We start from the raw sequence: 25,389 nt of genomic DNA, 5'->3' as shown, positions 1-25,389 counted from the left end.
AACAAGCATTGAGAAGTTGCATTAGCTTTAATCACGTTCTTGATTATCGTTTGTGCTATCAAACCGCGATTTTCAACTCAGGTCAAGAGCTCTGCAGAAAAAAAACGGTTTATTGTATGTCCAGCATTATAAACCTATAAATGTCTGGATGGCTAATATGTTTTAAAGCATGTTCAGATTCCATTCAGTAAACAGCAATTAATGTGCATTTTTTTACAATTGTATGGAAACTGTTGTTATTCTTGTGTTGTTTCGATTACTTGTTTGGAGTAGCTGCTTGTCCCTGCCGCTGACGCTTGTTGCTGGCCCTACCGACTCTCATTCATCCGTGTCATCACGGATTCAAGATGCACATGGTTTTCACGCCCGGGACGCTATTACTCCCTATGTACGTTATCGGGCCAGCCCTATCCAAAAGAAGCGACGCTTTCATGGAGTTGTGGGCGTAAGCGCTGATGTGTTGGATGATACTTTGCATCCGGGTGGCTATCTGGCGGTACAAGGCCGCTCAGATGACTTCTTTACTGAAATTGGCGTGCTGGGGCAGCGGCTACCGCGCTCAGGCACCGAGCAGCCGGATAAAACCCGGTACTTTATGACGGTGCGTTTGAGCATGAATCAGCCCATTGGCCCTTACGGTATGATTGGCTTTAATCCTTTGCAATGGTTGCAGTGGTTGGATAGTGAAGAGGACATGCGTCTTGATTTGCATGCCCAGGCAGGCCTGAGCTGGCAGAGTTCCGGTTCCTTATTGCGCCTTGATGCTTATGGTGCCATGTACTCTTTTGAAAGCCGCCGGCCTTATGACCCAACGGAATCCAGGTTTGATCGGGACCGAAAAGGTGACTTTGTGCGCAGCACTCAATGGGGTGCAGGGCTTCGGTTCAGCCTTATGTTTTGAATCGTTATTAACCCCAAAGTGTGCGATAATGCAAGCTCGACAGGAGTTTGTATGAAAATCGATTTGCATAGCCACACCCGCCATTCTGATGGCCTGCTCACGCCACAGGAGCTGCTGCAAAGAGCTGAGCTGCGTGGTGTGGATGTGCTGGCCATAACCGACCATGACACCGTTGCTGCCATCCCTGAAGCACGCCAGTATCTGGCAGAGCACGGAACTGGTTTGCAACTGATTGCCGGGGTGGAGCTGTCTACCAACTGGCAAAGCTTTGAAATTCATGTGGTCGGTCTGAATATCGATCCGGATTGCGCTGTGCTGCAAGGTCGCTTGCAACAGCAATTGCAAAAACGCACCGAGCGGGTCGCTGCCATTGCTGAGCGGCTAAGCCGCCGTTGTAAGCTCCCTGATATTTATGCCGGAGTTGAAGCCATGGCCAATGGCGCCGCCATAACCCGGGCCCATGTGGCGCGCTATCTGGTGCAACAAGGCATGGTGGAGCATATGGGTAAAGCCTTCGATAAGTACCTGGGACGGGGCAAGCCTGGTTATATGCCGCCAAGCTGGGTTGAGCTGGCCGAAGCCATCGGCTGGATCCAGCAGGCCGGTGGGCAGGCCGTGCTGGCGCATCCGCTGAAATACAAGTTATCCGGCAAATGGTTGCGTCGCCTGATAGTCGATTTTGCGGCTGCTGGCGGTGATGCGATGGAAGTAGTTTCCCCCCAGCAAACACCGCAGCAACGCGCTGAATTATGGGCTTTGTGCCAACAGTATGGTTTGTTGGCATCGGTTGGCTCGGATTTTCATCAACCAACGCCTTGGAATGAGCTTGGAAAAAATCTATATTTAACCGAAGAGATGACCCCAGTCTGGGCCAACTGGCCATTGGCAGGGCAGCAGGCACTTCCGCTGTAATCAGCATGGTCGCGATTGTGCCTTATTACCAATAAATTGTGCCGTTTTACCAACAATAAGAAGAACCAGCATGAGTCAGTTTTTTCATATTCATCCCGATACACCCCAACAGCGCCTGATCAAACAAGCGGTGCAGATTATTCAGCGTGGTGGTGTGGTGGTGTATCCAACCGACAGTGGTTATGCACTGGCCTGCCATCTGGGCGATAAAACTGCGCATGATCGCATTTTGCGCATCCGGCAAATCAGTGGCGACCACCATTTCACCCTGATGTGCCGTGATCTGTCGGAGTTATCCATTTTCGCCAAAGTGGACAACACTGCGTTTCGACTGATTAAAAACAATACCCCGGGCGCTTATACTTTTATTCTGAAAGGGACCAAGGAAGTGCCGCGGCGCTTTTTAAACGAAAAAAAGAAAACCATTGGTTTACGGATCCCGGAAAACCGCATTGCGCTGGCGCTGCTGGAAGAGCTGGGCGAGCCTTTGATGTCCACCTCATTATTACTGCCGGGCCAGCAGTTTGCTGAAGCCGACCCAGATGAAATGCGACCGCAGCTGGAAAAGCAGGTCGATTTGATTATGCACGGTGGTGTGATTGCAGAAGCTCCAACCACAGTGGTGGATTTGTCGGATGGCGATCCTGTGATAGTGCGTGAAGGCATGGGTGATCCCAGCCCCTTTCGTTAAGTACTGCAATGGATGAGCAGACACTGCCAGAGCCGTTAACCATGCAGCACCCTTTGCCACTGGCTTTTGTTCGTGGCGAGGCGGTGCTGGAGCGACCAGAAGATTTATACATCCCACCCGATGCGCTCGAGGTGCTGTTGGATGCTTTCGAAGGACCGCTCGACTTTCTGCTTTACCTGATCCGCAAACACAAGTTCGACATTGTGCAGTTGCCGGTGCTGGAAATTACCCAGCAGTACATGGAATACATCGAGCTGATGCAGGAAATGAACTTTGAACTGGCAGCTGAGTACCTGGTGATGGCAGCTATGCTGGCCGAGATCAAGTCCCGCTTGTTGTTACCAAGGCACCAGGAATCTGATGATGATGAGGCGGATCCCAGAGCTGAGCTGATCCGCCGGCTGCAAGAATACGAAGTCTTCAAGCAAGCGGCCAGCGATCTGGATGCATTACCCCGCCAGGAGCGGGATTATTTCAGCGGTCAGGCCAAGCTGGCCGATAACTTTCAGCCGCTGGTGATCCTGCCGGAGGTGGCGGTGGAAGATCTGGTGTTGGCACTAAAAGATATTATGAAGCGGGCCAAGGATTTTCAGCATCATCATATCCAACGCGAGCAGATGTCTACCCGCGAGCGGATGAGCCGGATCCTGGCGCTGTTGCAGCAAAAAGACTATGTGCCCTTTGAAGCGTGTTTTGAGCTCGAAGAAGGTCGTGAAGGCGTGGTGGTGAGTTTTCTGGCAATCCTGGAGTTAAGTAAAGAAAAACTGATTACGCTTACTCAGGTGGCACTGTTTGGCCCGATCCACCTGAAAGTTGCCACCGGAGCCGAAGCATGAAGCGGGCCATTTCCGACAGTCAATTGCTGCAATTGGTAGAGGCGGCTATTTTCACGGCCGAGCAACCCTTGTCGCTGGAAGATTTGCAACGCACGGTACTGGAAGACTTTGCCCCCAGCAAGAAGAAATTGCAGGCGATTCTGGCGCAAATTACTCAGGATTATGCCGGCCGTGGTGTACAATTACTGGAAACTGCTTCAGGTTATCACTTTCAAAGTCGGCCAGAGCTTAGCGAGTATCTGGCGAAGTTATGGCCTGAGCGCTCGCCCCGTTACTCACGGGCAGTGCTGGAGACGCTGGCATTGATCGCCTATCGTCAGCCCATCACCCGTGGTGAGATTGAAGATATCCGGGGTGTCAGTGTCAGCTCACAGATCATGCGTACCTTACTGGACCGGGGCTGGGTTAAAGTGGTTGGGCACAAAGAAGTGCCAGGCCGCCCGGGGCTTTATGCCACCACAGCACAGTTTTTAGACTACTTTGGTTTACAAAGTTTAAGCCAGTTGCCAGAGCTAACCGCTTTTCGGCAACTATCCATAGCAGAAAATGAGTCAGCTGCCGAACACGGCACTGGCAGCACACCACCGTCGGGACGACAGGAGAGCATCGAATGAGTGAAAAGTTACAGAAAGTATTGGCCCGGGCCGGCGTAGGCTCTCGTCGGGAAATGGAAACCATGATCAGTGCCGGCCGGGTTTCGGTCGATGGTAAGGTGGCTTACTTAGGCGATCGGGTCGAGCCGCAGCAGGTGATTAGAGTCGATGGCCATGTGGTGAAAACCATCAGTGAAGATGCGCAAATCTGCCGCGTACTGGCGTATCACAAGCCGGAAGGCGAAATTTGTTCGCGCCACGATCCGGAAGGGCGGCCAACGGTGTTTGATCGCTTACCTAAGTTGCAGGGCTCGCGCTGGATTGCCATTGGCCGGCTGGATATCAATACCTCGGGCTTGTTGCTCTTTACTACCGATGGTGAGCTGGCCAACCGGTTGATGCATCCCAAGTTTGAAGTAGAGCGTGAGTACGCGGTACGGGTGTTTGGCGAAGTGACCGATGCCATTATTCAGAAGCTGCGTACTGGCGTGATGCTGGAGGATGGCCAGGCCAACTTCAAGAAAATTAAAGTACTGCCCGGTGAAGGTTTAAACCGTTGGTTTCATGTGATGCTGACTGAAGGACGCAACCGAGAAGTACGGCGGATGTGGGAATCGCAGGGCACTGTGGTCAATCGTTTAATACGGGTGCGCTACGGTGATTTGCATTTGCCCAAGCACATACCTGCCGGTGGTTACGCCGAGTGCAGCCTGGATGAAGTCAACTATCTGCGGGAGTTGGTGAAATTACCGGCTGAAACCCAGAGTTTAATTAAAGCCGAAGATCGCAGTGAGCGTCGCCGCCGTATTGCCGGCATGCGCCGTGCGGTGCGCAAACACCAGATTGCTGAAAAAACACCGGGGCGTACCACTGAAACAAAAGCCAAGCCAAAGCCGAAGGTAAAGGAAGAGAAACCAGCTAAGCGTCCTGCTGCAAAGCCGGTGAATAAAAAGCCCAGTCGTGCTGGTCGGGGTTAACTCTTACAGCGCTTTGCACCAAAAACGTGATCGGTATTTTGGTGCATTGCCAGGCTACTCTTGGTAGCCGTGAGGGTTTTGCTGCTGCCAGCGCCAACTGTCCTGCACCATATCATCCAGGGTCAATTGCGCTTGCCAGCCCAGCAGTTGCCTGGCTTTAGTTGGGTCAGCGTAGCAGCTGGCAATATCGCCAGGACGGCGTGCTACGATGCGGTAGGGTACTGGCACTTTATTTTTATCGGCAAAGGCCTGCACCATATCCAGTACGCTGTAACCAACACCGGTGCCCAGGTTAAAGGCATCAATGCCTGCGTGCTGCTGCACGTATTGCAACGCTTTTAAATGCCCATCGGCTAAATCGACCACATGGATATAATCCCGTACGCCAGTGCCATCTTTGGTGGGGTAATCATTACCAAAGACACTGAGCTCGGTGCGTTTACCCACCGCCACCTGGCTGATAAATGGCATCAGGTTGTTGGGGATGCCGTTGGGATCTTCACCGATTTTGCCGCTCTTATCGGCGCCGACCGGATTAAAATAGCGCAGCAAAGCGATCGACCAGTCTGGATCGGAGGCGGCTAAATCCTCCAGTATCAGCTCTATCATCAGCTTGCTCTGGCCATAGGGGTTGGTCGCTGAGCGGGGAGCGCTTTCAGCAATGGGCATGGTTTTGGCATCACCGTACACGGTGGCAGAAGAGCTAAATACCAGGCGTTTGACACCGGCTCGCTGCATTACCCGGCATAGGGTAATGGTGCCAGCAACGTTATTGTCGTAGTAAGCCAATGGCTGCGCGGTGGATTCACCAACCGCTTTCAAGCCGGCAAAATGCACCACAGCGGAAATGCGGTGTTGCTGGAACAATGCGGTTAAAGCCTGCTCATCACGGATATCCATTTGCAAGCTTTGCAAGCTGCGCCCGGCCAGCTGCTGCACCCGCTGTAGTGACTCATCATTGCTGTTGCTGTAATTATCAATGCTGATCACATCAAAGCCTGCCCGTAGCAGGGCCAGCGCGGTATGGCTGCCGATGTAGCCTGCGCCACCGGTCAATAAAATTGCACTCATGCTGGCTCCTTAGGGCAACACTTTTTTAAATGGCTTTACCGTCGAGCGTGCGTATACGCCAGCTGCCAAATAAGGATCAGCATCAGCCCAGGCTTGGGCGTCTGCTAAAGATTCAAATTCAGCCACTACCAAAGAGCCGGTAAAACCAGCTTCACCTGGTTCCAGGCTGTCGATGGCGGGCAGTGGGCCGGCCAGCAAAAGTCTGCCTTCTGCCTTAAGTGCTTCCAACCGTGCCAGGTGGGCAGGGCGGCTCGCCAGCCGCTTGCTCAGGCTAGCCTGAACGTCTTCCGAGTAAATCATATAGAACATGGTCTTTCCTTGGGTAATAAGTCGGTTTGCGTTTGAAAAAACGATGGCTGCCTTCATGCAGCGACCGAAAAGCTAGGATTTCAGTACGGGCCCTGTTAGCATGCTGAAAAAACGAAAAACAATTCTAACAATAAATGTCAGGGAGTCCCAACCAAAATGAAACGCGAGCTGTTTAGTTCTAAGATCGGCTTTATTCTTGCGGCAGCAGGTTCAGCTGTCGGTATCGGTAATCTGGTCGCCTTTCCGGTGATGGCCAGCCAGAATGGGGGTGCCGCTTTTTTAATCATGTACGCTTTTTTTGTGTTTTTTATCTGCTTGCCGGTGATGTTGGCAGAAATGAGCCTGGGCCGACACACCCGGCAAAACCCGCATGGTGCCTACAGTAAAATAGGCCAGAGCCCGCTTTGGAATGGCGTGGGCTGGCTGGCAGTGATTACGCCCTTTATGATAGGGGTGTTTTATCTGGTGATTACGGTCTGGATTTTTGGTTATTTAGCCAAAGCCGTGATGGGGCAGCTCGATACCCTGGCGCAGGATGGTGCTTTCGGTGTGTTTATCAATAGCAATGAGCTTTATGTCTATATGGCAGTGGTGATTGGCCTTACGTTCTTAATTTTACAAAGTGGTGTGAAGCAGGGGATCGAGCGTGCGGCCACTTACTTAATGCCTGCGCTCTTCGTGATGCTACTGCTGTTGGTGGGCTATGTGCTGACGTTAGACAACGCCATGCTCGGGGTACAGTTCTTTTTGATCCCTGACTTTAGCAAGATCAATGTGCAGGTATTAACCGACTCCTTGGCGCAGGCCTTTTTTTCCTTATCCCTGGCCATGGGTATTTTAATTACGTATGGTTCCTACATTCAGAAAAACAATGACATTGTCGGGGCCGGTAAGATGGTGGCGGGTTTATCCTTGCTGGTGGCCTGTTGTGCTGGTTTGTTGATTTTGCCAGCGGTATTTTGGTCGGATCCATCCATTGATCCATCCCAGCTGACGGACTCCAGCATTGGTATGATTTTCATGGTGTTGCCAAAAATCTTCTTGGCACTGCAGCAGGATATCGGCTTTTTCGGCGCCTCTTTTGTTGCTTCATTCTTCTTTTTGCTGGTGTTCTTCGCTGCCATGACCTCGCTGATTTCCATCATTGAAGTACCGGTGGCAAGCCTGATGGACACCAAAGGCATTTCTCGTCGTCGCTCCCTGATTACTCTAGGCGTGGTGATGATTGCGCTCTCAGTGCTGTCGGCTTTGTCTTTTGGCCGGGTCGAGTGGCTGACCAGCTTCCTGAGTTACGGCGGGGCAGATAAGTCGTTCTTTGATGTGATTATGGATGTGTTTTACTACAGCATCCTGCCACTCAATGGCTTATTGTTGTGTTTATTTGTGATTTATCGCTGGAAGAAAGTGAGTCTGCACGCAGAGATGCGAGAAGGCAACCCTGGCTTTGAGGGTAGCCTGATGCAGAAATACATTGATGTCTCGCTGGGTACCTTTATTCCTGCCATCCTGGCGGTGATCTTCGTACTAAACGTGCTGGGCCGCTTTTTTGGGGTGCAGGTGTTTTAAATAGCATACACGTATTACTTAGGCCTGCAGCAATGTTGCAGGCCCTTGTTTTTGTCGTTCGTAATTTTAAGTATTCTTAAATTTTGTATTATCCTCATCATTTTTAGAAATACCTACTTGGTGGTATCTGGCATACCGATTAATTTTCGTAGAAAACCATTTTTTTAAGTTGAAAGCACTTCATCAACTCTTGCTTTTAGGTCCATACTACTTCTAAGTTTCAGTCACTTAATGAAGCACCATGATAGTAAATTTAAGGAACTATAATGATACGAACCATAAAAATTGGCTTTCGCTTAGCGATATCCTTTGGTGTCATTGTTGTACTCATAGTGGCATTAGGTATTTTTTCAATGTCACAATTGAATCAACTGGCTGAAGAAATCACATTAATCGATGAGCAAAGGATCCCAGCGCTAGATGTTGTAGGGGATATGGATCATGAATTTTTAATTACGCGGTTGTACACAGGTAATTATATTGGTGCGCTTAACAACGATGATAGGGCTCGTTATGAAGCTAGAATTAACGCTAGTAGAGATCTTTTTAGTGCAGCCAGAAACCGGTTTAGTCAACTGGTTAGAAGTGATGAGGGCCGGCGTTTACTCGATAATGTGATCTCGCTTGAGGAGCGATATTGGATTGTCAATGAAGAGTTAAGGGAACTAGCCAGGAATAATGAGATGCAGGTTGCACTCAACTTTCGCCAACAAAGTCTCGATCCACTAGCTGTTTCATTGAGTGATGCCATCGAAGCTTTACGAAGATATCAAGCTCAGCTTATTTCTGAAACTGCCACTGAAGCGAATGAGCTGTACCAGGCCTCTGTCTTCATCTTAGTGATGTTCATTATTTTTGCTGTTGCCTTAGCTTCATTGGTGGCATTAATTATTACTAAAAGTATCAATAAACCACTTAGGTTTGCAGTCGATGTTGCAACAACAATTGCTGCGAATGATTTAACTCAGAATATTCATCCAGAAGGGAATGATGAAGTGACGGAGTTGATAGAGGCTCTGGATCGAATGCAGATCTCTTTACGTGATAACTTAACCAGAATTTCTTCATCGTCGGATCAGTTAGCTGCATCCTCAGAAGAGTTAAGTGTGGTTACCCATGAAACCAACGAAAACTTAAGAAGCCAAAATGATGAGCTGGAGCAATCTGCTACTGCTGTCAATGAGCTGACCGTTGCGATTGAAGAGGTAGCAAGGAATGCGGTAAAAACGGCAGAAGAGTCAGAGAAAGCACAGAGCCAAACTGAAGCAGGCTCTGAGAAAGTTGAGCGAACGGTCAATGCGATTAAGAGCCTGGCATCTATTATTAATCGTACTGCCTCTAATATGGAGTCACTGTCGCAGCGTGTCACAGATGTTGCTTCAGTGCTGGATGTTATTCGTACCATTGCTGAACAAACGAATTTGCTTGCGCTAAATGCTGCTATTGAAGCCGCTCGGGCTGGTGAAGCGGGTCGAGGATTTGCTGTGGTGGCAGATGAAGTTAGGGCTCTGGCCAGTCGGACCCAGACTTCTACCAAAGAGATAGAAGAAATCATTGCTGCAGTTCAGGCCGGAACAGCAGAAGCCGTCGCAGCTATGCGAGAGAGCAATGATAGCGCGACAAGGACGCTTACGGTTGGTCAAGAGGCTGGTGAAGCACTTACCATCATCGCGGAGCTGATTAGCCTTATTAATGATCGAAACTCTGCTTCTGCAAGTGCAGCTGAACAACAAGCGCATGTTGCAAGGGAGGTTGACCGAAGCTTGGTAAAAATTAGAGATCTGGCTGTTCAAAACAGTACTGGTGCTGTTCAAACAAGTTCATCCAGCCAGGAGCTTGCTCGTTTGGCCGAAGAGTTGAATACCCTTGTTGCGCAGTACCAAATTTAGTTGCGCAGTACAAAATCTAGAGGGAGCTACTTGTTAGGGTATAAAAATGCCAGTCATAATCGACTGGCATTTTTATTTTAAAGGCTGAACGCCACTAACCTCAGGTTATTCTGAGTCAGTTTTGCTCATAGGGGCTGATGCTGCCTGCCGGGCAGAGCCGGTGCCTGCTTTGCGCTCTGAGCTTTGTACTGCCGGTCGTGCTTCCGCTGGCATGGCTGTTGGCAGCTCGGTAGCTGGCTCGTCAGACACCTTGACTGGCTTGGCCATCTGCGATACCACCATTTGCTGATAGCGATTAGCACGGGCCGAAGCTGCCGGGGGGCTGGCAGCAGGAGCGGCTTGCTCTGCTTCTGGCGTTGCAACAGCGGCTACAGCGGCTTCGGTCAAAGCAGTGGCTGCTTTGTTTTCTGGCACTGCTTTAGTGGCGACAGGCTTGGTCGCTTCAGCTTGTTCAGCCTGCTCAGCTTTCACCTCAGTTTTCTCAGCTTTCACCTCAGTTTCTGTGGCTTTCACTGGTGCAGCCTCAGCTTGTTTAGTTGCAGCTTTGTCCGCTGTTGACTCAGTTGCTTCGGCCGTTTCTGCTGGTTTTGCTTTGGCTTTACGAGCAGGGGCACGTTTGCGTGGTTTTTTTACCTGCGCATCGTCTTGCGGCTTATTCACTGCTGCTGCAGCTTCAGCGTCTGCAGTGGTGGCAGTTGGTTCTTCTTTCGAGACCGCTGGTTTGGCAGGCTGCTCAGCGCTTGCTTCATTGCTTACTGCCGTTTCAGTGCTTTGAACCGTTTCAGCCGGCTCTGCTGACACTTTGGTATCCGCTGCATCCGTTTGTGAGCTGGCCAGTAAGTCGAGCTGCTCGGTGGCTGGCTCTGCGGTAACTTCTTCTGCATCACCGTTTTGCTCTTTCTTGCGCTTTTGCCCGGCTGCACGCAAGTGGCGTGGCGAGCGGCGGGCGCGTTTGCGCTGATCGCTTTGCTCTTTGTCTTCCAAATCACTGTCGACCGTGTCGCTGCTTTTTGCCTGTTCAGCATCAACTGTCTCGCTAACCGGTTGCGCTTTCGCGGTCGCTTTGGCATCGGTTTCTGTCGCAGCCTGTACTTCGCCGCCTTGCTCAGCAGCTTGCTGTGGCTCTTTGCTTGCTACTGGCTGATGCGGTATCGCTTCAGCTGCCGCGTTTTGCGGTGCTTGTGCTGCATCCGTGACTACGCTGTTGGCTGAAGCTTGCTTGGCTGTTGGCTCTGTCGGAGCTTCGGATTTTGCAGGCACAGCAGCTTTAGCCGTCTCCTGGCTCGTTGCCGTGCTGGCCTGGGGATCAGCGGCTGCTTTTTCCATGCGGACAGACTTTTGCATTTGACGCCGCTGGCGACGCTCGGCGGCTTTACGTGGTTGGGCTGGCTTATCCTCGGTGCGCTCGGTAGCGACTTTGGTATCCGGCTTGGCGTCTTGCTTAGCTTCAGCTTTTGGCTCTTGTTTTCTCGGTTGCTCTGCAGCTTTGCTTGGTTTGGTAGCTTGCTTTTGCTGCGGCGCTGCTTGCTGAGCTTGCTCTTGCTCACCAGAACGAGCACGACCATCCTGACCACCACGGCGACGGTTGTTGTTGCGACGGCGGTTGCTGTTTTGGTTCGGGCGGCGATTTTGTTCGCTGCGCTGCTCGGCTGCTGGTTTTTCAGCTGGTTTGGTTTCCTTGCTGTCGCTGCTGCCAAACAGTTGGCTAAACCAGCTTGACAGGCGTTCCAGCAAACTCGGTGTTGCTTCTGCGTTGACGGCTGTAGGCTGAGCAACAGGAGCTGCTGCTGGAGCAGGTGCTGGCGCGGCAGAGTCTAAAATACTGATGGCCGCCAGGGCAGGCTTTTCTCGGGTGATGCTTTCCTGAGTCAGTGGCTGATACAGATCTTTACTCAGATCCGGTGTTTTCACCATCTGATAACTGCTTTCATCCAGCTCTTCATCAATCCGAACCCGGATCACTTCAAAGTGGGGGGTTTCCATGTGCTCATTTGGAATAATGAACACATCGATGCCATGGCGCTTTTCAATACGGCGCACGGCATCACGCTTTTCATTCATCAGGTAGGTTGCCACCGAAATAGGCACCTGAGCCTGAATCTGGCTGGTGTTGTCTTTGATCGACTCTTCTTCAATCAAACGCAGAATGGACAAGGCGGATGATTCGGTGCTGCGAATGGTACCGCGGCCGTGACAACGTGGACACAGATGGCCGGCAGACTCGCCCAGCGATGGACGCAGGCGCTGACGGGACATTTCCAGCAAACCAAAACGCGAAATCCGGCCGATCTGAACCCGGGCCCGATCCTGTTTCACGGCGTCTTTTAAACGATTCTCCACTTCACGCTGGTGTCGTACTGGCGTCATGTCGATGAAGTCGATAACAATCAAACCGCCCAAATCACGCAAGCGCAGTTGACGGGCAATTTCATCGGCTGCTTCTAAATTGGTATTAAAGGCGGTTTCTTCGATATCACCACCCTTAGTGGCTTTGGCCGAGTTGATATCAATGGCCGTCAGGGCTTCGGTGCTGTCGATAACAATGGAGCCGCCGGATGGCAGACGTACTTCACGGTGGAAGGCAGACTCAATCTGGTTTTCAATCTGGAAGTGCATAAAGAGTGGCACGTCACCGGTGTACAGTTTGACTCTGTGGGCAAAGTCCGGTCGGAACTGCTGGATATAGAGGCGTGCTTCGTCGAAAATTTTCTGGCTGTCGATCAGGATCTCGCCAATGTCACGACGTAGGTAATCGCGGATGGCGCGAAACACCACATTGCTTTCCTGATGAATTAAAAACGGTGCCGGGCGGTTGGCGGCTGCATCGCTGATAGCAGCCCAATGTTTCAGCAGGGACTTTAAATCGTAATCCAATTCCTCAAAAGATTTACCGACACCAGCGGTACGTACAATCAGGCCCATGCCATCTGGCATGCTCAGCTGGCTTAATGCATCTTTTAAATCCTGCCGCTCGTCGCCTTCAATGCGACGGGAAATACCACCGGCACGGGGGTTGTTTGGCATCAGTACCAGATAAGAACCGGCCAGGCTGACAAAAGTAGTTAAAGCGGCGCCTTTTTGGCCGCGCTCTTCTTTGTCGATCTGAATAATGACTTCCTGGCCTTCTTTGACCACTTCTTTGATATTTGGGCGGCCATCGAATTTGTAGCCATTGGGGAAGTATTCACGGGAAATTTCTTTCAGAGGCAGGAAACCATGACGGTCGGCACCGTAATCAACAAAAGCGGCTTCCAGGCTGGGCTCAACCCGGGTGATTTTGCCTTTGTAGATGTTGGCTTTCTTTTGTTCATGACCTGGGCTTTCAATATCCAGATCAAACAAACGCTGGCCATCGACCAGCGCAACGCGGATTTCTTCTTCCTGCGTTGCATTAATTAGCATTCTTTTCATTGTGTAGTGACTCTGCATTCAAGCCACAACGCAAGGACTCCGATAAACGGGTGCTCAGACGCTTTCAAACATCGAATGGTGCAGTCTCACGACTGGAATGCTTGAGGAAACCTATTGTAAAAATTGACAGTTATCGCTGTAATTCATCAAATCTGAAACACACCGCATTTCGCTGCGCTGCGTTATAGCATTATTTATTCAATTTTTGCTCTGCTGACCGGATCCTGTGTTTTGTCGGTGTTGGCAATAAATTACTCAACATTACCTCAGACAAAGTGGCGATTAATTTGCGCTGGGGGTGGAAAAACGTTGGTTTTCACCACGATTTCGGTATGATCCGCCCAGGTAGCGGTGCCGCACAGCATCTCTTATGTCGCTCAGAGCGCCCTAATTGCCATCATTCTGGCTGAATTAGCCCGGGCATTATCCCACTAATCAACCGGCAATAGCAACTAAATTGTAATTTTAGCAGAGTTCAAAGCCTTCATGACAGAAGACATTAAATTAGGTGTGCAAATTGTTGAAATCGAATTGGAATTTTCTGGCCAGCGGGTAGATAACTTCCTGATTGCCCGGCTGAAAGGTGTCCCTAAAAGTGTGGTTTATCGGGTATTGCGCAAAGGTGAGGTCCGAATTAACAAAAAACGGGTGAAACCTGAATACAAATTACAAGCCGGTGATCTGTTGCGAATCCCACCGATCTCGGTACGTAAAGAGCCTGATGCCGTGTCTACCCAGCTGGCAGTAGTGAAGCAGCTGGAGCACAAGATTCTGTTTGAAGATGAGCATCTGCTGATCATCAATAAACCGTCTGGTATGGCAGTACATGGTGGCAGTGGTCTTACTTTTGGTGTGATTGAAGCGCTTCGTGCACTGCGCCCCGATGCCCGCCATCTGGAGTTGGTACACCGATTGGACCGGGATACGTCGGGCTGTCTGATGATTGCCAAAAAACGCTCGGTACTGCGTCATTTGCATCAGCAACTGCGTGATAAAACCGTAGAAAAGAAGTACCAGGCACTGGTTGCAGGCGACTGGCCAGCTAAGCTGCGTAAAGTTACAGAGCCGCTGCGTAAAAATACCCTGCAATCCGGTGAGCGGGTGGTGCGGGTCGATCCACTGGAAGGCAAAGAGTCTGAAACCCGCTTTCGGATTTTGCAGCGTTACCAGCAGGGGACTTTAATCGAAGCCTTCCCGGTGACCGGTCGTACTCACCAAATTCGGGTGCACACAGCCTGCAAAGGCCATCCTATTGCCTGTGATGACAAATACGGCGATAGTGACTTTACTCAGCAGATGAAGGCGTTGGGGCTGTCGCGTTTGTTTTTGCATGCCTTTAGTTTACGAGTGATGCATCCGATCACCGAAACGACCTTAAGCATTGAAGCACCACTGGATGATGATTTGGCCATGCTGCTTGAGCAGTTGCAGAGGGTTTAGTATGACGCTTGACATTGAACGCATCGAATTGGTGATTTTTGATTGGGATGGCACTGTGATGGACTCGGTGGGGCGCATTGTCTCTGCCATGCAAACCGCAGCGCAGTTGGCAGAATTGCCCGTGCCATCAGCTCATGCTGTGAAACAGATCATTGGTCTGAGCTTGGATCTGGCGTTTACCACCTTATTCCCAACCATGACCGCAGCACAGCATCAGCGACTGTTTGAGCATTATCGTGAACAGTATGTGGAACGCGATCCAACGCCAACGCCAATGTTTGCCGGTGCTGAAGCACTGTTTTTGCATTTACGCGCGCAACAAAAGCGCCTGGCGGTCGCAACCGGCAAGGCACGCAAAGGACTGGACCGAATTTTTGCCGAAACCGGCCTGGCGCATTATTTTGCTATCACACGCTGCGCTGATGATGCCAAATCCAAACCCGATCCGGATATGCTTTTGCAAATTCTGGCTGAAACCCGGCTGGCTCCAGAGCAGGCGCTGATGGTCGGGGATACCAGCCACGACATGCTGATGGCCCAGCAAGCTGGTATAGCGCGGATTGGAGTCACCCACGGTGTGCATGGTGCCGGGGTGCTGCAGCAGTTTCAGCCGTTGGCAATCGTCGATGATTTAACTCAGTTGCAGAACTTGTTGTCTGGCAGGCCGCTGCCGGCCTGATTGAGTTTAAAGCAGGGGGTTGACCCCATGCTGACGCAGCATCTGAAGCAAGCGGATCAGCGGCAAACCTACCAGTGCATTCGGGTCGGCCCCTTCAAGCTTTTCAAACAAGCTGATCCCAAGGCCTTCGCTTTTAAAACTTCCGGCGCAATCAAGTGGCTGTTCAAGTGTTACATAGCCGGCAATTTCATCAGGGGTTAACTGGCGAAAATGCACCTTAAATGGCTCGCAGCAGAGCAGGCTTTGGCCAGTGGCAGCATCGAGCAGGGCAAGCCCGGTTAAAAAGGTGACGACATTGCCACTAAATGCCTGCAACTGGGCAATGGCTCGTTCAGCCGTATGGGGTTTACCAAGCATGTCCTCATTAAAAACCGCGACCTGATCCGAGCCAATGACCAGTCCATGGTTTAGTGTACTTGCCACTTTGCTGGCTTTGGCCAGAGCTAGTCGTTGCACCAGTGCCTCTGGCGCTTCGCCAGCCAAAGGGGTTTCATCAATATCTGGGGCGGCTACCTGAAATGGCAACCCTGTTTTTTGCAGTATTTGCTGACGGTAGGGCGAGGTAGAGGCCAGCCATAGCTCAGCTTGAGAGGTTATAGTCATACTTCTATCCTGAACGAAACAACATCTTCAGCGGCCACTATACGGATCTGGCCCGACAAATGCGATAAAATAGCCTAAAAGCATGCAGAATCCTTTGACAGCTTTGCGGTGGATCTATATGATGCGCGCCTTATGCAAAAAGTAAAAATTCCTGTTACCTTAGACCCGGTTCGGGCGGCCCAAAAACGTTCATCTTATGATGGCGTGGTGCCGCTTAAGAATTTAAGCCGGTTGTCAGAGCAGCTGCTGGATACCAGCGGTGAGGTAACTGTTCGGATTGATTGCGATATCGACGAACAAAAACTGGTGGTGTTGTCGGGTGAGGCGCATTGCGATGTGCAGGTAAGCTGCGAGCGTTGTCAGCAACCAATGAACCTTTCATTGCATTGTCAGTTTGCGTTTACACCGGTTCGCAGCGATAATACAGCGCTGGATCATATTCCTGAGCGCTATGACGTGGTCGTCCCGGACGAACACGGTGAAGTGAATTTGCAGCAAATGGTGGAGGATGAGTTAATCCTGACCCTGCCGATGTATCCGGTGCATGATGAAAGCTTTTGTTCGGCACCTGATCAGCTTAACAGCTTTGGTGTGGTGATTGATGAACCGGAAAAACCAAACCCTTTTGCAGTATTGCAAGAATTAAAGAAAAAGTGATTTATTAGGAGAAAGCCATGGCTGTTCAGCAAAACAAAAAATCTCGTTCACGGCGTGATATGCGTCGCTCACACGACGCTCTGACAGGCCCTACGCTGTCTGTCGACGCAACTACCGGTGAAACGCATCGTCGTCACCACATGACTGATAGCGGCTTCTTCAAAGGCCGTAAAGTCAAGTAAGTCCGGATGCACCTGGTGCAACCAACACAAATACATATCGCGTTAGATATGATGGGGGGCGATCACGGCCCCCTTATTACTTTACCTGCCGCCATTCAGGCCGTGCAGGAAATCCCCAATCTGCTGCTTACTCTTTGCGGTGATGCTGCTGTGTTGCAACGCGAGCTTAGTCAGGCTGGTTGTGGCAATCACCCACGTTTACGAATTCAGCCTTGTTCCCAACAAGTCAGCATGTGCGAAAAGCCCAGCTCAGCCTTGCGCAATAAACGCGATTCGTCGATGCGGGTTGCTTTGGAGCTGGTGGAGCAGGGCCAGGCCTCCGCCTGCGTCAGTGCCGGCAATACCGGTGCGCTGATTGCCATGGCGCATTTTGTTCTGAAAATGCTGTCCGGTGTCGAACGCCCGGCCCTTATTAGTACCTTGCCTTCGACTGCAGCTCAGCCTGTATACATGCTTGATCTAGGTGCTACCGTCAATTGCGATGCAGATACTTTATTCCAGTTTGCTGTGATGGGCTCGGTGATGGCGGAAGAAGTCGAAGGTTTGCAGGCCCCGCGACTGGCATTACTCAATATGGGCGAAGAAGAGATTAAAGGCACCGATCAAATCAAACAGGCAGCAGTACTACTCAGTGAGTGCGATGAACTGAACTACATCGGTTTCATTGAAGGCAACGATATTTTTTCTGGCAAGGCCGATGTGATTATCTGCGATGGTTTTGTCGGCAATGTAGCGCTGAAGACCTGTGAGGGCGTGGCTAAACTCATCATCAATCAAATTCGGGCCACACTGCTTAGTAGTCTGGTTGGACGAATTGTCGGCAAAGTCGCGCAACCCTGGCTGAAAAGCATGGTCAAAGGGGTGAACCCCGACCAGTATAATGGCGCAAGTCTGATAGGATTGCGCGGAATTGTCGTGAAAAGCCATGGAAATGCTTCCAAAGAAGCCTTTCTTAGCGCTATCCGTCAAGCTGTCCGAGAGGTTGAACGTCAGGTCCCGGCCAAAATTAAAGATCGGCTGGAACAGGTATTAATTGGAAAAGCGTAGGTTGCCATGTATTCTCGCATTATCGGAACCGGAAGTTATTTCCCGTCTCAAGTAAGAACCAACACCGATCTGGAAACCATGGTCGAAACCACCGATGAGTGGATCATCGAACGCACAGGTATTCGTGAGCGTCGTATCATAGGTAAAGATGAAAGTGTTGCTACGATGGGAGCTGCTGCGGCCCGTCAGGCTATTGATGCCGCGGATATCGATAAAAACACTTTGGATATGATCATTGTCGCTACCACCAGTGGTGCACGCTCCTTGCCAAGCTCTGCCTGCGAGGTACAACGTGAGCTGGAGATTCCAGCCATCCCAGCTTTTGATGTCGCTGCTGCCTGTGCCGGTTTTTGCTATGCGCTAAGTGTGGCCGATCAATACATCAAAAGCGGTATGGCGAAACGTATTCTGGTGATTGGCTCTGACTGCTTGTCGCAGTTGGTGAGTCCGGAAGATCGCAGCATGGTGATCTTGTTTGGCGATGCTGCAGGTGCCGTAATTTTAGAAGCTTCCGAGCAGCCAGGCATTTTATCTACTCATATCCATGCCGATGGTAAATATTCTGAATTGCTGTATGTGGATAATCCGATCCGTGGCGATGTTGAGTCTGTTCACAACTCCTGGGGCTCGATGAAAGGGAACGATGTATTTAAAGTTGCCGTCACTAAGCTCTCGGAAGTGGTTGAGCAAACCCTGGCAGCAAACAAGATGGATAAATCCGAAATTGACTGGCTAGTCCCGCACCAAGCCAATCTGCGTATTATTGCTGCTGTGGCCCGTAAATTGAACCTGCCGATGGAGCAGGTGGTGATCAATCTTGACCGCTATGGGAATACCTCTGCCGCAACGGTACCAACTGCGCTGGATGAAGCTATTCGAGACGGTCGGATTAAACGCGGACAAACCTTGTTATTAGAAGCCTTTGGCGGTGGTTTTGCCTGGGCTTCAGCACTGGTAAAGTACTAGACTTTCCAACCAAGCGCCGGTTTTTAAACAGGATTCACACGATGACAAAGAAAATAGCTATTGTTTTTCCGGGGCAGGGGTCACAAAGCCTTGGTATGCTCAGTGAACTCTATGCTGCCCATGACGTGGTACGCGATACTTTTTCCGAGGCTTCGGCTGCTTTGGGCTACGACTTATGGCAGCTTATCGCTGAAGGACCGGAAGCTCAACTGAACGAAACCGATAAAACTCAACCTGCCTTATTGACCAGTTCAGTAGCCTGTTGGCGCTTATGGCAGCAGCAAGGTGGTTTGGCTCCAGCCTATCTGGCCGGCCACTCCTTGGGTGAGTATTCGGCTTTGGTTTGTGCTGGTGTATTAACACTTGCCGATGCGGTTGTGCTGGTTGCCAATCGTGGCCGTTACATGCAGCAAGCGGTGCCCGCTGGCACTGGTGCCATGTATGCCATTATCGGTCTGGATGATCAGACTGTGGCTGAGTGCTGTGCTCAGGTTGCCAATGATGAAGTGGTGGCACCGGTGAATTACAACTCGCCAGGTCAGGTGGTGATTGCGGGTCACAAAGCTGCGGTAGAGCGCGCGGCAGAAGTATGCAAAACAGCCGGTGCGAAACGTGCACTTCCACTGTCCGTCAGCGTGCCTTCGCACTGTGCATTGATGAAGCCCGCAGCGGCTAGTTTGGCTCGTGATATGGCAGCGATTACATTTCAGCTCCCAGGGTTGGCGGTTGTCAATAACGTGGATGTCGCGGTTTGTAGTGATGCCGCTTCGATTCAGGATGCATTGGTACGTCAGCTTTATAGCCCGGTGCGTTGGACAGAGACCGTTGAGTGGCTGGCACAGCAGGGTGTGACGGATGTGATCGAACTGGGCCCTGGTAAAGTATTAGCGGGGCTTGTCAAACGTATTGATAAATCCCTTTCTGCTAGCTCAGTCAATGACAGTGCATCTCTTGCACAGGCTCTGGCTGGTGAATAACACAACAAAGGTTTTTTTATGACAGCTTTATTTTCTTTAGAAGGCAAGGTTGCACTGGTAACTGGTGCCAGTCGTGGTATTGGCCGTGCTATTGCTGAGCAGTTAAAAGCGCAGGGTGCTACTGTAGTCGGCACTGCGACCAGTGAAAAAGGGGCAGCGGCTATTGCCGGGTATCTCGGTCAGCCAAACGCAGGCCTGGTATTGAACGTCACCGATACCGACTCAATCGAAGCTTGCCTTGCCAGTATTAAAAATAATTTTGGTGATATTGATATTCTGGTCAATAATGCCGGTATTACCCGTGATAATCTGTTGATGCGCATGAAAGACGAAGAATGGTTTGATATCATGCAAACCAATCTGACCTCGGTATTTCGTCTGAGCAAGGCGGTGTTGCGCAGCATGATGAAAAAGCGTTATGGTCGTATCATCACCATAGGCTCTGTGGTGGGCAGCATGGGTAATGCGGGTCAAACCAACTATGCAGCTGCTAAGGCAGGTGTGTTAGGCTTTACCAAATCGCTGGCGCGCGAAGTCGCCTCCCGCGGTGTGACGGTGAATGCTGTGGCTCCGGGGTTTATTGATACGGACATGACTAAAGAGTTATCGGATGACCAAAAAGAAGCTATTTTTGGCCAGGTGCCTGCTAATCGTTTAGGGCAACCGGCTGAAATTGCTGCAACTGTTGCTTTTTTGGCATCAGAACCAGCAGCCTACATTACGGGCGAAACGATTCATGTCAACGGCGGTATGTACATGGTGTAAGCCCTGCATGTCAGACCAGCAGAAAAATGCCGGTTCGACGACTTGCAACAACGCAGGCTTACGCATAAACTAGCGCCACATAAAATTGCACGAACTGTTGCGATTTAAATGAAAAAAGGAAGAAAAGATGAGCAACATCGAAGAACGCGTTAAGAAAATTATTATTGAACAGCTGGGTGTTAAAGAGGAAGAAGTTAAGCCAGAAGCTTCCTTTGTTGATGACCTGGGTGCAGACTCTCTGGATACCGTAGAGCTGGTGATGGCTTTGGAAGAGGAGTTCGATACTGAAATCCCTGATGAAGAAGCAGAAAAAATCACCACGGTACAATCTGCTATTGACTACGTAAAAGCCAACGCAGAATAAGCCGTTCTGGCTCAAAACGGGTAGCCTGGCTACCCGTTTTTTGTTGGGTGCTCCAATCCGGCTACTCTTGCATCAAGGTAAGTACCGGTCCAAAATAAATTCTACTGCAGCATCGAATCTCGATGCTGCAGTAGAATTTATTTTCATCAGCTCCATTGGAGGATGCAGTGTCTAAACGTCGAGTCGTAGTGACGGGGCTGGGTTTGCTCACCCCGGTTGGGAATGATGTAACCACCAGCTGGCAAGCCCTGCAACAAGGTAAAAGTGGTGCTGGCTTGATTCAGCACTTTGATACCGAAGCCTACAGCACTAAGTTTGCTGCTATGGTCAAAGACTTTGATGTCGATCCTTACTTCCCGGCGAAAGAAGCCAAGAAGATGGATTTGTTTATCCAGTACGGTGTTGCCGCAGGGATACAGGCATTTCGTGATGCGGGTATCGAAGTCACCGAGCAGAATGCTGGCCGTATTGGCGCTGCCATTGGCTCAGGCATTGGTGGCCTTGGTCTGATTGAAGAAAATCACACCAAGTTATTAAACAGCGGCCCACGTCGTCTGTCGCCATTTTTTGTGCCGTCTACCATTATCAACATGATCTCTGGGCAGTTGTCCATTATGCTGGGCTTGCAAGGGCCTAATATCAGCATCGTTACAGCTTGTACCACTGGCGTGCACAACATAGGTCAGGCTGCTCGGATGATTGCCTATGGCGATGCCGATGTGATGCTGGCCGGTGGTGCTGAGAAAGGCTCCACACCACTGGGTATGGGTGGCTTTGGTGCAGCCAGAGCACTTTCGACCCGCAATGATGCTCCTGAGCAGGCCAGTCGGCCTTGGGATAAAGACCGTGATGGTTTTGTGCTGGGTGATGGTGCTGGTGTGGTGGTGTTGGAAGAATATGAGCATGCCAAAGCTCGCGGTGCCAAGATTTATGCCGAACTGGCTGGTTTTGGCATGAGCGGGGATGCCTTCCATATGACATCACCGCCGGAGAATGGTCGTGGTGGTGCTATGGCCATGCAGAATGCGCTAAATGATGCTGGGGTGAACCCTGAGCAGGTTGGCTACATTAATGCGCATGGTACTTCAACCAATGCGGGCGACTTGGCTGAAACCTGCGCGATTAAGTCGGTGTTTGCCACCAATAAAGACAGCATTATGGTGAGCTCGTCCAAGTCGATGATCGGCCACTTGCTGGGAGCTGCTGGTGCGGTTGAGTCCATCATCACTATTTTATCGCTGCGCGATCAATTGGTAACGCCAACCATCAATCTGGATAACCCGGATGAAGGTTGTGATTTGGATTATGTGGCGCATACTGCCCGTGATGCCAAGCTGGAATATGCGCTGTGTAATTCTTTTGGCTTCGGTGGTACCAACGGTTCCATCCTGTTCAAGAAAGTGTAAAACCAGTCTTGCTGATACAAAGCCCGCAGAATGCGGGCTTTGTTGTATCTGAATGCTTTGTGCGGTTAACTTAATCGGGCTTTAATTTTGGCAGCCTGCCACTCGGCCTGCGTAATAGGACTGGTTTCAATGCTGTGATGGTTCATATCGGCATACTGCCGTTTGCGCCTTGCTACCTGCTGCATAATAGCATCGAGCTCGGTATCGGTTTTTCGGTTCCAGTTGGCAATTTCACTAATATGTCGATAACAGCCGATGCAGATTTTGTCCTGATCTAGCTTACAGCTGGCAATACAGGGAGAGTCAATCCTGCTCATGGCCAGATAAAGCTTTATTAACCGGTGGTTCCAACGTTAAGCGCTGAGCCTGGATCACCACCTGGGTTCGGTTGGTGCAACCCAGTTTGCGGAAAATAGCTGTGATGTGCGCTTTCACCGTCGCTTCAGAGATATGTAGATCATAGGCAATCTGTTTGTTCAACCAACCTTCGGTCAGGTAATACAGTACCTTGTACTGCTGATTGGTAAGTTGTGCCACCCTGGCTGCTAAATCCAGGTCTTCTTCTTGACTTGCTTGCTCTTGCAGCGCTTTTTGCATCGAGGCGGGTACCCAGAGTTCGCCAGCCAAAACCTCTTTTAAAGCGTCACTGATTTGCGCTGGGTTGGCCGACTTAGGGATATAGGCCGAAGCACCGAAGGAGATCACCCGCTTAACCACATCCAGCTCTTCACTGGCTGAAATCACCACAATTGGCAAGCTGGGGTAATTTTTCCGTAGCTGAATTAAGCCCAAAAAACCACAGTTGCCTGGCATGTGTAAGTCAAGCAGCAGCAAATCGGTGTCTGGATGTTGCTCCAGCGCCTGACAAGTTGATTCAAACGAATCGGTTTCGATGGTGGCCTTGGTGCTAAAGGTATTGCTGATGGCATTGATCAGCGCATTGCGAAACAGAGGGTGGTCGTCTGCTACGATCAATTTAGCCATGGTTCCTCGTCTTTATTATTTTATTTTCTTCGGCTTAGTATAGAACCAAAGGCCGCAAAATGCGGCCTTGATGTATACAGCGTGAGACAATGAACTGTCCCTATGAGCGATTTAACCTGTTTTCAATCAATTGATCAACCACTGATGGGTCGGCCAGGGTAGAAATATCACCCAGTTGGTCGTGTTCATTGGCCGCAATCTTGCGCAGAATACGACGCATGATTTTTCCAGAACGGGTTTTTGGTAGCCCTTGCGGTGCCCACTGAATAATATCAGGGGAGGCAATCGGAGAAATCTCTTGCCGTACCCAGGCGCGAACGGCTTTGGTCAGTTCCTCTGAGGGGTCTACACCCACCCTTGGGGTGACGTAGACATAAATTCCCTGGCCTTTGATATCGTGCGGATAGCCCACCACTGCCGCCTCAGCGATGGCATCATGCGCGACCAGGCAACTTTCGATTTCTGCAGTACCCAGACGATGCCCGGAGATATTCAACACATCATCGACCCGGCCGGTCAGCCAATAGTAACCATCTTCATCGCGACGGGCTCCATCGCCAGTGAAGTAGGTACCTTGGTAGGTACTGAAGTAGGTTTGCTCAAAGCGTTCGTGATCGCCAAATACAGTCCGCATCTGCCCTGGCCAGCTATCCAGGATCACCAGATTACCTTCCGCTTTTCCCTCCTGCAATTTGCCATCGTTATCGACGATGGCCGGTTTGACGCCAAAGAATGGCCGGGTGGCAGAGCCAGGCTTTAAGGCTGTAGCACCCGGCAGTGGCGTAATCAGAATGCCGCCTGTCTCGGTTTGCCACCAGGTATCCACAATCGGGCAGTTGCCATGACCAAACTTTTCATGATACCAGCCCCAGGCTTCCGGGTTGATAGGCTCACCCACACTACCCAAGGTGCGCAGTGAATTGAGCTTGCTGCCCTCAACCGGGGTATCTCCGTGTGCCATCAGTGCCCGGATAGCTGTTGGTGCTGTGTACAGAATATTGACCTGATATTTATCGATGATTTGCGCCATCCGTTTCACGGAAGGGTAGGTCGGTACCCCTTCAAACAGAACGCTGCAGGCACCATTGGCCAAAGGCCCATAAACAATGTAGGTATGGCCGGTCACCCAGCCAACATCTGCGGCACACCAGTAGATGTCGCCTGGATGGTAATCGAACACATACTGATGGGTCATTGAGGCCCAGACCATGTAACCACCGGTGGTGTGCAACACACCTTTGGGTTTACCGGTCGAACCAGAGGTATACAGGATAAAGAGCGGATCTTCTGCATTCATTGGCTCCGGCTCGCAACTTTTCGGTTGCTTGGCCAGCAGCTCGTGGTACCAGACATCGCGGCCTGGGTGTTCGTCGACATTCTCACCGACATGTTTCACCACTATCACATGCTGTACCGGGCTGTTTTTGCCTAAGTGACCAAGCGCCAAGTCAGTGTTGTCTTTCAATGCGGTTAAGCGACTGCCGCGCGGTGCCTGATCAGCGGTGATGATCAATTTGGAGTCACAGTCCTGCACCCGGCTACCGAGTGCGTCCGGTGAGAAACCGGCAAATACCACGGAATGCACAGCGCCAATCCGGGCGCAAGCCAAAATGGAAATAACCGCTTCTGGGATCATCGGCAAATAAATGGTGACCCGATCGCCTTTGCCCACGCCCAGCGACTTCATGCCATTGGCGAGCTGACAGACTTGCTCATACAGTTCTTGATAGGTCACATTCTTCTGCACACCAGGTTCATCGCCTTCCCAGTAATACGCGATGTCATTGGCTTTATGCGGCAGATGGCGGTCCAGACAGTTGTAGCTGGCGTTTAGTACGCCATCTTCAAACCATTTGATATTGATATTGCCCGGTTGATAACTGGTATTCTTCACCTTGGTGTAAGGGGTAAACCAGTCAATGCGTTTGCCGTGCTCTGCCCAAAAAGACTGAGGATCCTGCACCGACTGCTGATACATACGTTGGTAGGCTTCGTTATCAATCAAACAGCGCGCTTCGGCGGCAGCTGGAACCGGGTAAAGGCCTGGCTGTGTCATCACTGTGTCCCCATAGGTTTCAATTTAAATAAAGTAGTTATGTTCTAACCAATTGCAGACTGGAAAGAAATTAGACCATTGTCTAGCCTGTAAGCTTCATTGGGTTA

General features: G+C 50.7%; 25 protein-coding genes. 18 read left to right on the top strand and 7 right to left on the bottom strand.

Features of this window, described 5'->3' with window-relative positions:
• The first annotated feature begins 277 nt into the window (after positions 1–277).
• The 6 genes from BLW37_RS06205 to rluB all read left to right on the top strand — a co-directional run bounded on the left by BLW37_RS06205 (position 278) and on the right by rluB (position 4,910).
• On the top strand, positions 278–901 hold the full coding sequence (locus BLW37_RS06205) for a hypothetical protein (RefSeq protein ID WP_139243671.1): 624 nt from the start codon (positions 278–280) through the stop codon (positions 899–901).
• A 51-nt stretch (positions 902–952) separates the two neighbouring features.
• A complete protein-coding gene (gene rnm, locus BLW37_RS06200; RefSeq protein WP_091341019.1) occupies positions 953–1,813 on the top strand; it encodes an RNase RNM in 861 nt (286 codons plus the stop codon).
• A 70-nt stretch (positions 1,814–1,883) separates the two neighbouring features.
• On the top strand, positions 1,884–2,504 hold the full coding sequence (locus tag BLW37_RS06195; RefSeq protein WP_091341017.1) for an L-threonylcarbamoyladenylate synthase: 621 nt from the start codon (positions 1,884–1,886) through the stop codon (positions 2,502–2,504).
• Positions 2,505–2,512: 8 nt separating this feature from the next.
• Entirely contained in the window at positions 2,513–3,340 is an 828-nt protein-coding gene (locus BLW37_RS06190) for a segregation and condensation protein A (protein WP_091341015.1), read from the top strand.
• On the top strand, positions 3,337–3,954 hold the full coding sequence (gene scpB / locus BLW37_RS06185; RefSeq protein ID WP_091341013.1) for an SMC-Scp complex subunit ScpB: 618 nt from the start codon (positions 3,337–3,339) through the stop codon (positions 3,952–3,954). The genes BLW37_RS06190 and scpB overlap by 4 nt, the downstream gene beginning before the upstream one ends.
• Entirely contained in the window at positions 3,951–4,910 is a 960-nt protein-coding gene (rluB, locus tag BLW37_RS06180) for a 23S rRNA pseudouridine(2605) synthase RluB (RefSeq protein ID WP_091341011.1), read from the top strand. The genes scpB and rluB overlap by 4 nt, the downstream gene beginning before the upstream one ends.
• 54 nt (positions 4,911–4,964) lie before the next feature.
• On the opposite strand, the gene galE is transcribed toward rluB, so the two are convergent.
• The gene (galE, locus tag BLW37_RS06175; RefSeq protein ID WP_091341010.1) at positions 4,965–5,981 is read right to left on the bottom strand and encodes a UDP-glucose 4-epimerase GalE; all 1,017 of its coding nucleotides are present in this window, start codon (positions 5,979–5,981) and stop codon (positions 4,965–4,967) included.
• A gap of 9 nt (positions 5,982–5,990) precedes the next feature.
• Complete coding sequence (locus tag BLW37_RS06170) at positions 5,991–6,290, bottom strand: YciI family protein (RefSeq protein ID WP_091341008.1); 300 nt, start codon at positions 6,288–6,290, stop codon at positions 5,991–5,993.
• 156 nt (positions 6,291–6,446) lie between these two features.
• Here BLW37_RS06170 and BLW37_RS06165 point away from each other — a divergent pair, with 156 nt between their 5' ends.
• Positions 6,447–7,856 carry a sodium-dependent transporter gene (locus BLW37_RS06165; RefSeq protein ID WP_091341006.1) on the top strand — a complete coding sequence of 470 codons (1,410 nt, stop codon included), beginning with the start codon at positions 6,447–6,449 and terminating at the stop codon, positions 7,854–7,856.
• A gap of 266 nt (positions 7,857–8,122) precedes the next feature.
• On the top strand, positions 8,123–9,745 hold the full coding sequence (locus tag BLW37_RS06160) for a methyl-accepting chemotaxis protein (protein WP_091341004.1): 1,623 nt from the start codon (positions 8,123–8,125) through the stop codon (positions 9,743–9,745).
• A 105-nt stretch (positions 9,746–9,850) separates the two neighbouring features.
• Here BLW37_RS06160 and rne read toward each other — a convergent pair whose 3' ends face one another.
• Positions 9,851–13,147, bottom strand: a complete 3,297-nt coding sequence (rne, locus tag BLW37_RS06155) for a ribonuclease E (RefSeq protein WP_091341002.1) — start codon at positions 13,145–13,147, stop codon at positions 9,851–9,853.
• A gap of 495 nt (positions 13,148–13,642) precedes the next feature.
• Between rne and rluC the strand changes: the two genes are divergently transcribed.
• Both rluC and BLW37_RS06145 read left to right on the top strand, forming a co-directional pair.
• Complete coding sequence (rluC, locus tag BLW37_RS06150; RefSeq protein WP_091340999.1) at positions 13,643–14,596, top strand: 23S rRNA pseudouridine(955/2504/2580) synthase RluC; 954 nt, start codon at positions 13,643–13,645, stop codon at positions 14,594–14,596.
• A 1-nt stretch (position 14,597) separates the two neighbouring features.
• Entirely contained in the window at positions 14,598–15,275 is a 678-nt protein-coding gene (locus BLW37_RS06145; RefSeq protein WP_245785629.1) for an HAD-IA family hydrolase, read from the top strand.
• 6 nt (positions 15,276–15,281) lie between these two features.
• On the opposite strand, the gene BLW37_RS06140 is transcribed toward BLW37_RS06145, so the two are convergent.
• The gene (locus BLW37_RS06140) at positions 15,282–15,878 is read right to left on the bottom strand and encodes a Maf family protein (protein WP_091340997.1); all 597 of its coding nucleotides are present in this window, start codon (positions 15,876–15,878) and stop codon (positions 15,282–15,284) included.
• Between the two features lie 132 nt (positions 15,879–16,010).
• On the opposite strand from BLW37_RS06140, the gene yceD reads away from it, so the two are divergent.
• The 8 genes from yceD (at position 16,011) to fabF (ending at position 22,242) form a co-directional block, all read left to right on the top strand.
• Positions 16,011–16,535, top strand: coding sequence for a 23S rRNA accumulation protein YceD (yceD, locus tag BLW37_RS06135; protein WP_091340994.1), 525 nt, complete (start codon positions 16,011–16,013; stop codon positions 16,533–16,535).
• Positions 16,536–16,552: 17 nt separating this feature from the next.
• Complete coding sequence (rpmF, locus tag BLW37_RS06130) at positions 16,553–16,717, top strand: 50S ribosomal protein L32 (RefSeq protein WP_091340992.1); 165 nt, start codon at positions 16,553–16,555, stop codon at positions 16,715–16,717.
• A 6-nt stretch (positions 16,718–16,723) separates the two neighbouring features.
• A complete protein-coding gene (gene plsX, locus BLW37_RS06125; protein ID WP_171907561.1) occupies positions 16,724–17,764 on the top strand; it encodes a phosphate acyltransferase PlsX in 1,041 nt (346 codons plus the stop codon).
• Between the two features lie 6 nt (positions 17,765–17,770).
• Complete coding sequence (locus tag BLW37_RS06120) at positions 17,771–18,730, top strand: beta-ketoacyl-ACP synthase III (protein WP_091340990.1); 960 nt, start codon at positions 17,771–17,773, stop codon at positions 18,728–18,730.
• 41 nt (positions 18,731–18,771) lie between these two features.
• Positions 18,772–19,707 carry an ACP S-malonyltransferase gene (gene fabD / locus BLW37_RS06115; protein WP_091340988.1) on the top strand — a complete coding sequence of 312 codons (936 nt, stop codon included), beginning with the start codon at positions 18,772–18,774 and terminating at the stop codon, positions 19,705–19,707.
• 18 nt (positions 19,708–19,725) lie between these two features.
• Positions 19,726–20,472: a 3-oxoacyl-ACP reductase FabG gene (gene fabG / locus BLW37_RS06110; protein ID WP_091340986.1), complete on the top strand. Its 747-nt coding sequence runs from the start codon at positions 19,726–19,728 to the stop codon at positions 20,470–20,472.
• Positions 20,473–20,599: 127 nt separating this feature from the next.
• Positions 20,600–20,836 (top strand): acyl carrier protein, encoded by a 237-nt coding sequence (acpP, locus tag BLW37_RS06105; protein ID WP_091340984.1) that lies wholly within the window; start codon positions 20,600–20,602, stop codon positions 20,834–20,836.
• Between the two features lie 167 nt (positions 20,837–21,003).
• Positions 21,004–22,242 carry a beta-ketoacyl-ACP synthase II gene (gene fabF / locus BLW37_RS06100; protein ID WP_091341108.1) on the top strand — a complete coding sequence of 413 codons (1,239 nt, stop codon included), beginning with the start codon at positions 21,004–21,006 and terminating at the stop codon, positions 22,240–22,242.
• Between the two features lie 65 nt (positions 22,243–22,307).
• Here the strand turns inward: fabF and BLW37_RS06095 are convergent, their stop codons facing one another.
• The 3 genes from BLW37_RS06095 to acs form a co-directional block, all read right to left on the bottom strand.
• Complete coding sequence (locus BLW37_RS06095; RefSeq protein ID WP_091340982.1) at positions 22,308–22,559, bottom strand: DUF1289 domain-containing protein; 252 nt, start codon at positions 22,557–22,559, stop codon at positions 22,308–22,310.
• The gene (locus BLW37_RS06090) at positions 22,546–23,226 is read right to left on the bottom strand and encodes a LuxR C-terminal-related transcriptional regulator (RefSeq protein ID WP_091340980.1); all 681 of its coding nucleotides are present in this window, start codon (positions 23,224–23,226) and stop codon (positions 22,546–22,548) included. Before BLW37_RS06090 ends, BLW37_RS06095 begins: the two co-directional genes overlap by 14 nt.
• Positions 23,227–23,326: 100 nt before the next feature.
• Complete coding sequence (acs, locus tag BLW37_RS06085) at positions 23,327–25,282, bottom strand: acetate--CoA ligase (RefSeq protein ID WP_091340978.1); 1,956 nt, start codon at positions 25,280–25,282, stop codon at positions 23,327–23,329.
• Positions 25,283–25,389 lie beyond the last annotated feature (107 nt).

The sequence above is a fragment of the Alkalimonas amylolytica genome (assembly GCF_900107845.1).
Classification (GTDB): Bacteria; Pseudomonadota; Gammaproteobacteria; order Enterobacterales; family Alteromonadaceae; genus Alkalimonas; species Alkalimonas amylolytica.
The sequence above is the reverse complement of the archived record's forward strand: the minus strand, read 5'-3'. Positions and strand labels throughout refer to the sequence as shown.

What these genes read in the sequence shown, in the direction of transcription:
- plsX (WP_171907561.1), top strand. Translation starts at nt 16,724, where the DNA reads ATGCACCTGGTGCAACCAACACAAATACATATCGCGTTAGATATGATG.
- rluB (WP_091341011.1), top strand. Translation starts at nt 3,951, where the DNA reads ATGAGTGAAAAGTTACAGAAAGTATTGGCCCGGGCCGGCGTAGGCTCT.
- rnm (WP_091341019.1), top strand. Translation starts at nt 953, where the DNA reads ATGAAAATCGATTTGCATAGCCACACCCGCCATTCTGATGGCCTGCTC.
- BLW37_RS06140 (WP_091340997.1), bottom strand. Translation starts at nt 15,878, where the DNA reads ATGACTATAACCTCTCAAGCTGAGCTATGGCTGGCCTCTACCTCGCCC.
- BLW37_RS06190 (WP_091341015.1), top strand. Translation starts at nt 2,513, where the DNA reads ATGGATGAGCAGACACTGCCAGAGCCGTTAACCATGCAGCACCCTTTG.
- BLW37_RS06195 (WP_091341017.1), top strand. Translation starts at nt 1,884, where the DNA reads ATGAGTCAGTTTTTTCATATTCATCCCGATACACCCCAACAGCGCCTG.
- BLW37_RS06160 (WP_091341004.1), top strand. Translation starts at nt 8,123, where the DNA reads ATGATACGAACCATAAAAATTGGCTTTCGCTTAGCGATATCCTTTGGT.
- BLW37_RS06090 (WP_091340980.1), bottom strand. Translation starts at nt 23,226, where the DNA reads ATGGCTAAATTGATCGTAGCAGACGACCACCCTCTGTTTCGCAATGCG.
- fabD (WP_091340988.1), top strand. Translation starts at nt 18,772, where the DNA reads ATGACAAAGAAAATAGCTATTGTTTTTCCGGGGCAGGGGTCACAAAGC.
- acpP (WP_091340984.1), top strand. Translation starts at nt 20,600, where the DNA reads ATGAGCAACATCGAAGAACGCGTTAAGAAAATTATTATTGAACAGCTG.
- galE (WP_091341010.1), bottom strand. Translation starts at nt 5,981, where the DNA reads ATGAGTGCAATTTTATTGACCGGTGGCGCAGGCTACATCGGCAGCCAT.
- rluC (WP_091340999.1), top strand. Translation starts at nt 13,643, where the DNA reads ATGACAGAAGACATTAAATTAGGTGTGCAAATTGTTGAAATCGAATTG.
- BLW37_RS06170 (WP_091341008.1), bottom strand. Translation starts at nt 6,290, where the DNA reads ATGTTCTATATGATTTACTCGGAAGACGTTCAGGCTAGCCTGAGCAAG.
- fabG (WP_091340986.1), top strand. Translation starts at nt 19,726, where the DNA reads ATGACAGCTTTATTTTCTTTAGAAGGCAAGGTTGCACTGGTAACTGGT.
- rpmF (WP_091340992.1), top strand. Translation starts at nt 16,553, where the DNA reads ATGGCTGTTCAGCAAAACAAAAAATCTCGTTCACGGCGTGATATGCGT.
- BLW37_RS06120 (WP_091340990.1), top strand. Translation starts at nt 17,771, where the DNA reads ATGTATTCTCGCATTATCGGAACCGGAAGTTATTTCCCGTCTCAAGTA.
- yceD (WP_091340994.1), top strand. Translation starts at nt 16,011, where the DNA reads ATGCAAAAAGTAAAAATTCCTGTTACCTTAGACCCGGTTCGGGCGGCC.
- BLW37_RS06165 (WP_091341006.1), top strand. Translation starts at nt 6,447, where the DNA reads ATGAAACGCGAGCTGTTTAGTTCTAAGATCGGCTTTATTCTTGCGGCA.
- acs (WP_091340978.1), bottom strand. Translation starts at nt 25,282, where the DNA reads ATGACACAGCCAGGCCTTTACCCGGTTCCAGCTGCCGCCGAAGCGCGC.
- scpB (WP_091341013.1), top strand. Translation starts at nt 3,337, where the DNA reads ATGAAGCGGGCCATTTCCGACAGTCAATTGCTGCAATTGGTAGAGGCG.
- BLW37_RS06145 (WP_245785629.1), top strand. Translation starts at nt 14,598, where the DNA reads ATGACGCTTGACATTGAACGCATCGAATTGGTGATTTTTGATTGGGAT.
- BLW37_RS06095 (WP_091340982.1), bottom strand. Translation starts at nt 22,559, where the DNA reads ATGAGCAGGATTGACTCTCCCTGTATTGCCAGCTGTAAGCTAGATCAG.
- rne (WP_091341002.1), bottom strand. Translation starts at nt 13,147, where the DNA reads ATGCTAATTAATGCAACGCAGGAAGAAGAAATCCGCGTTGCGCTGGTC.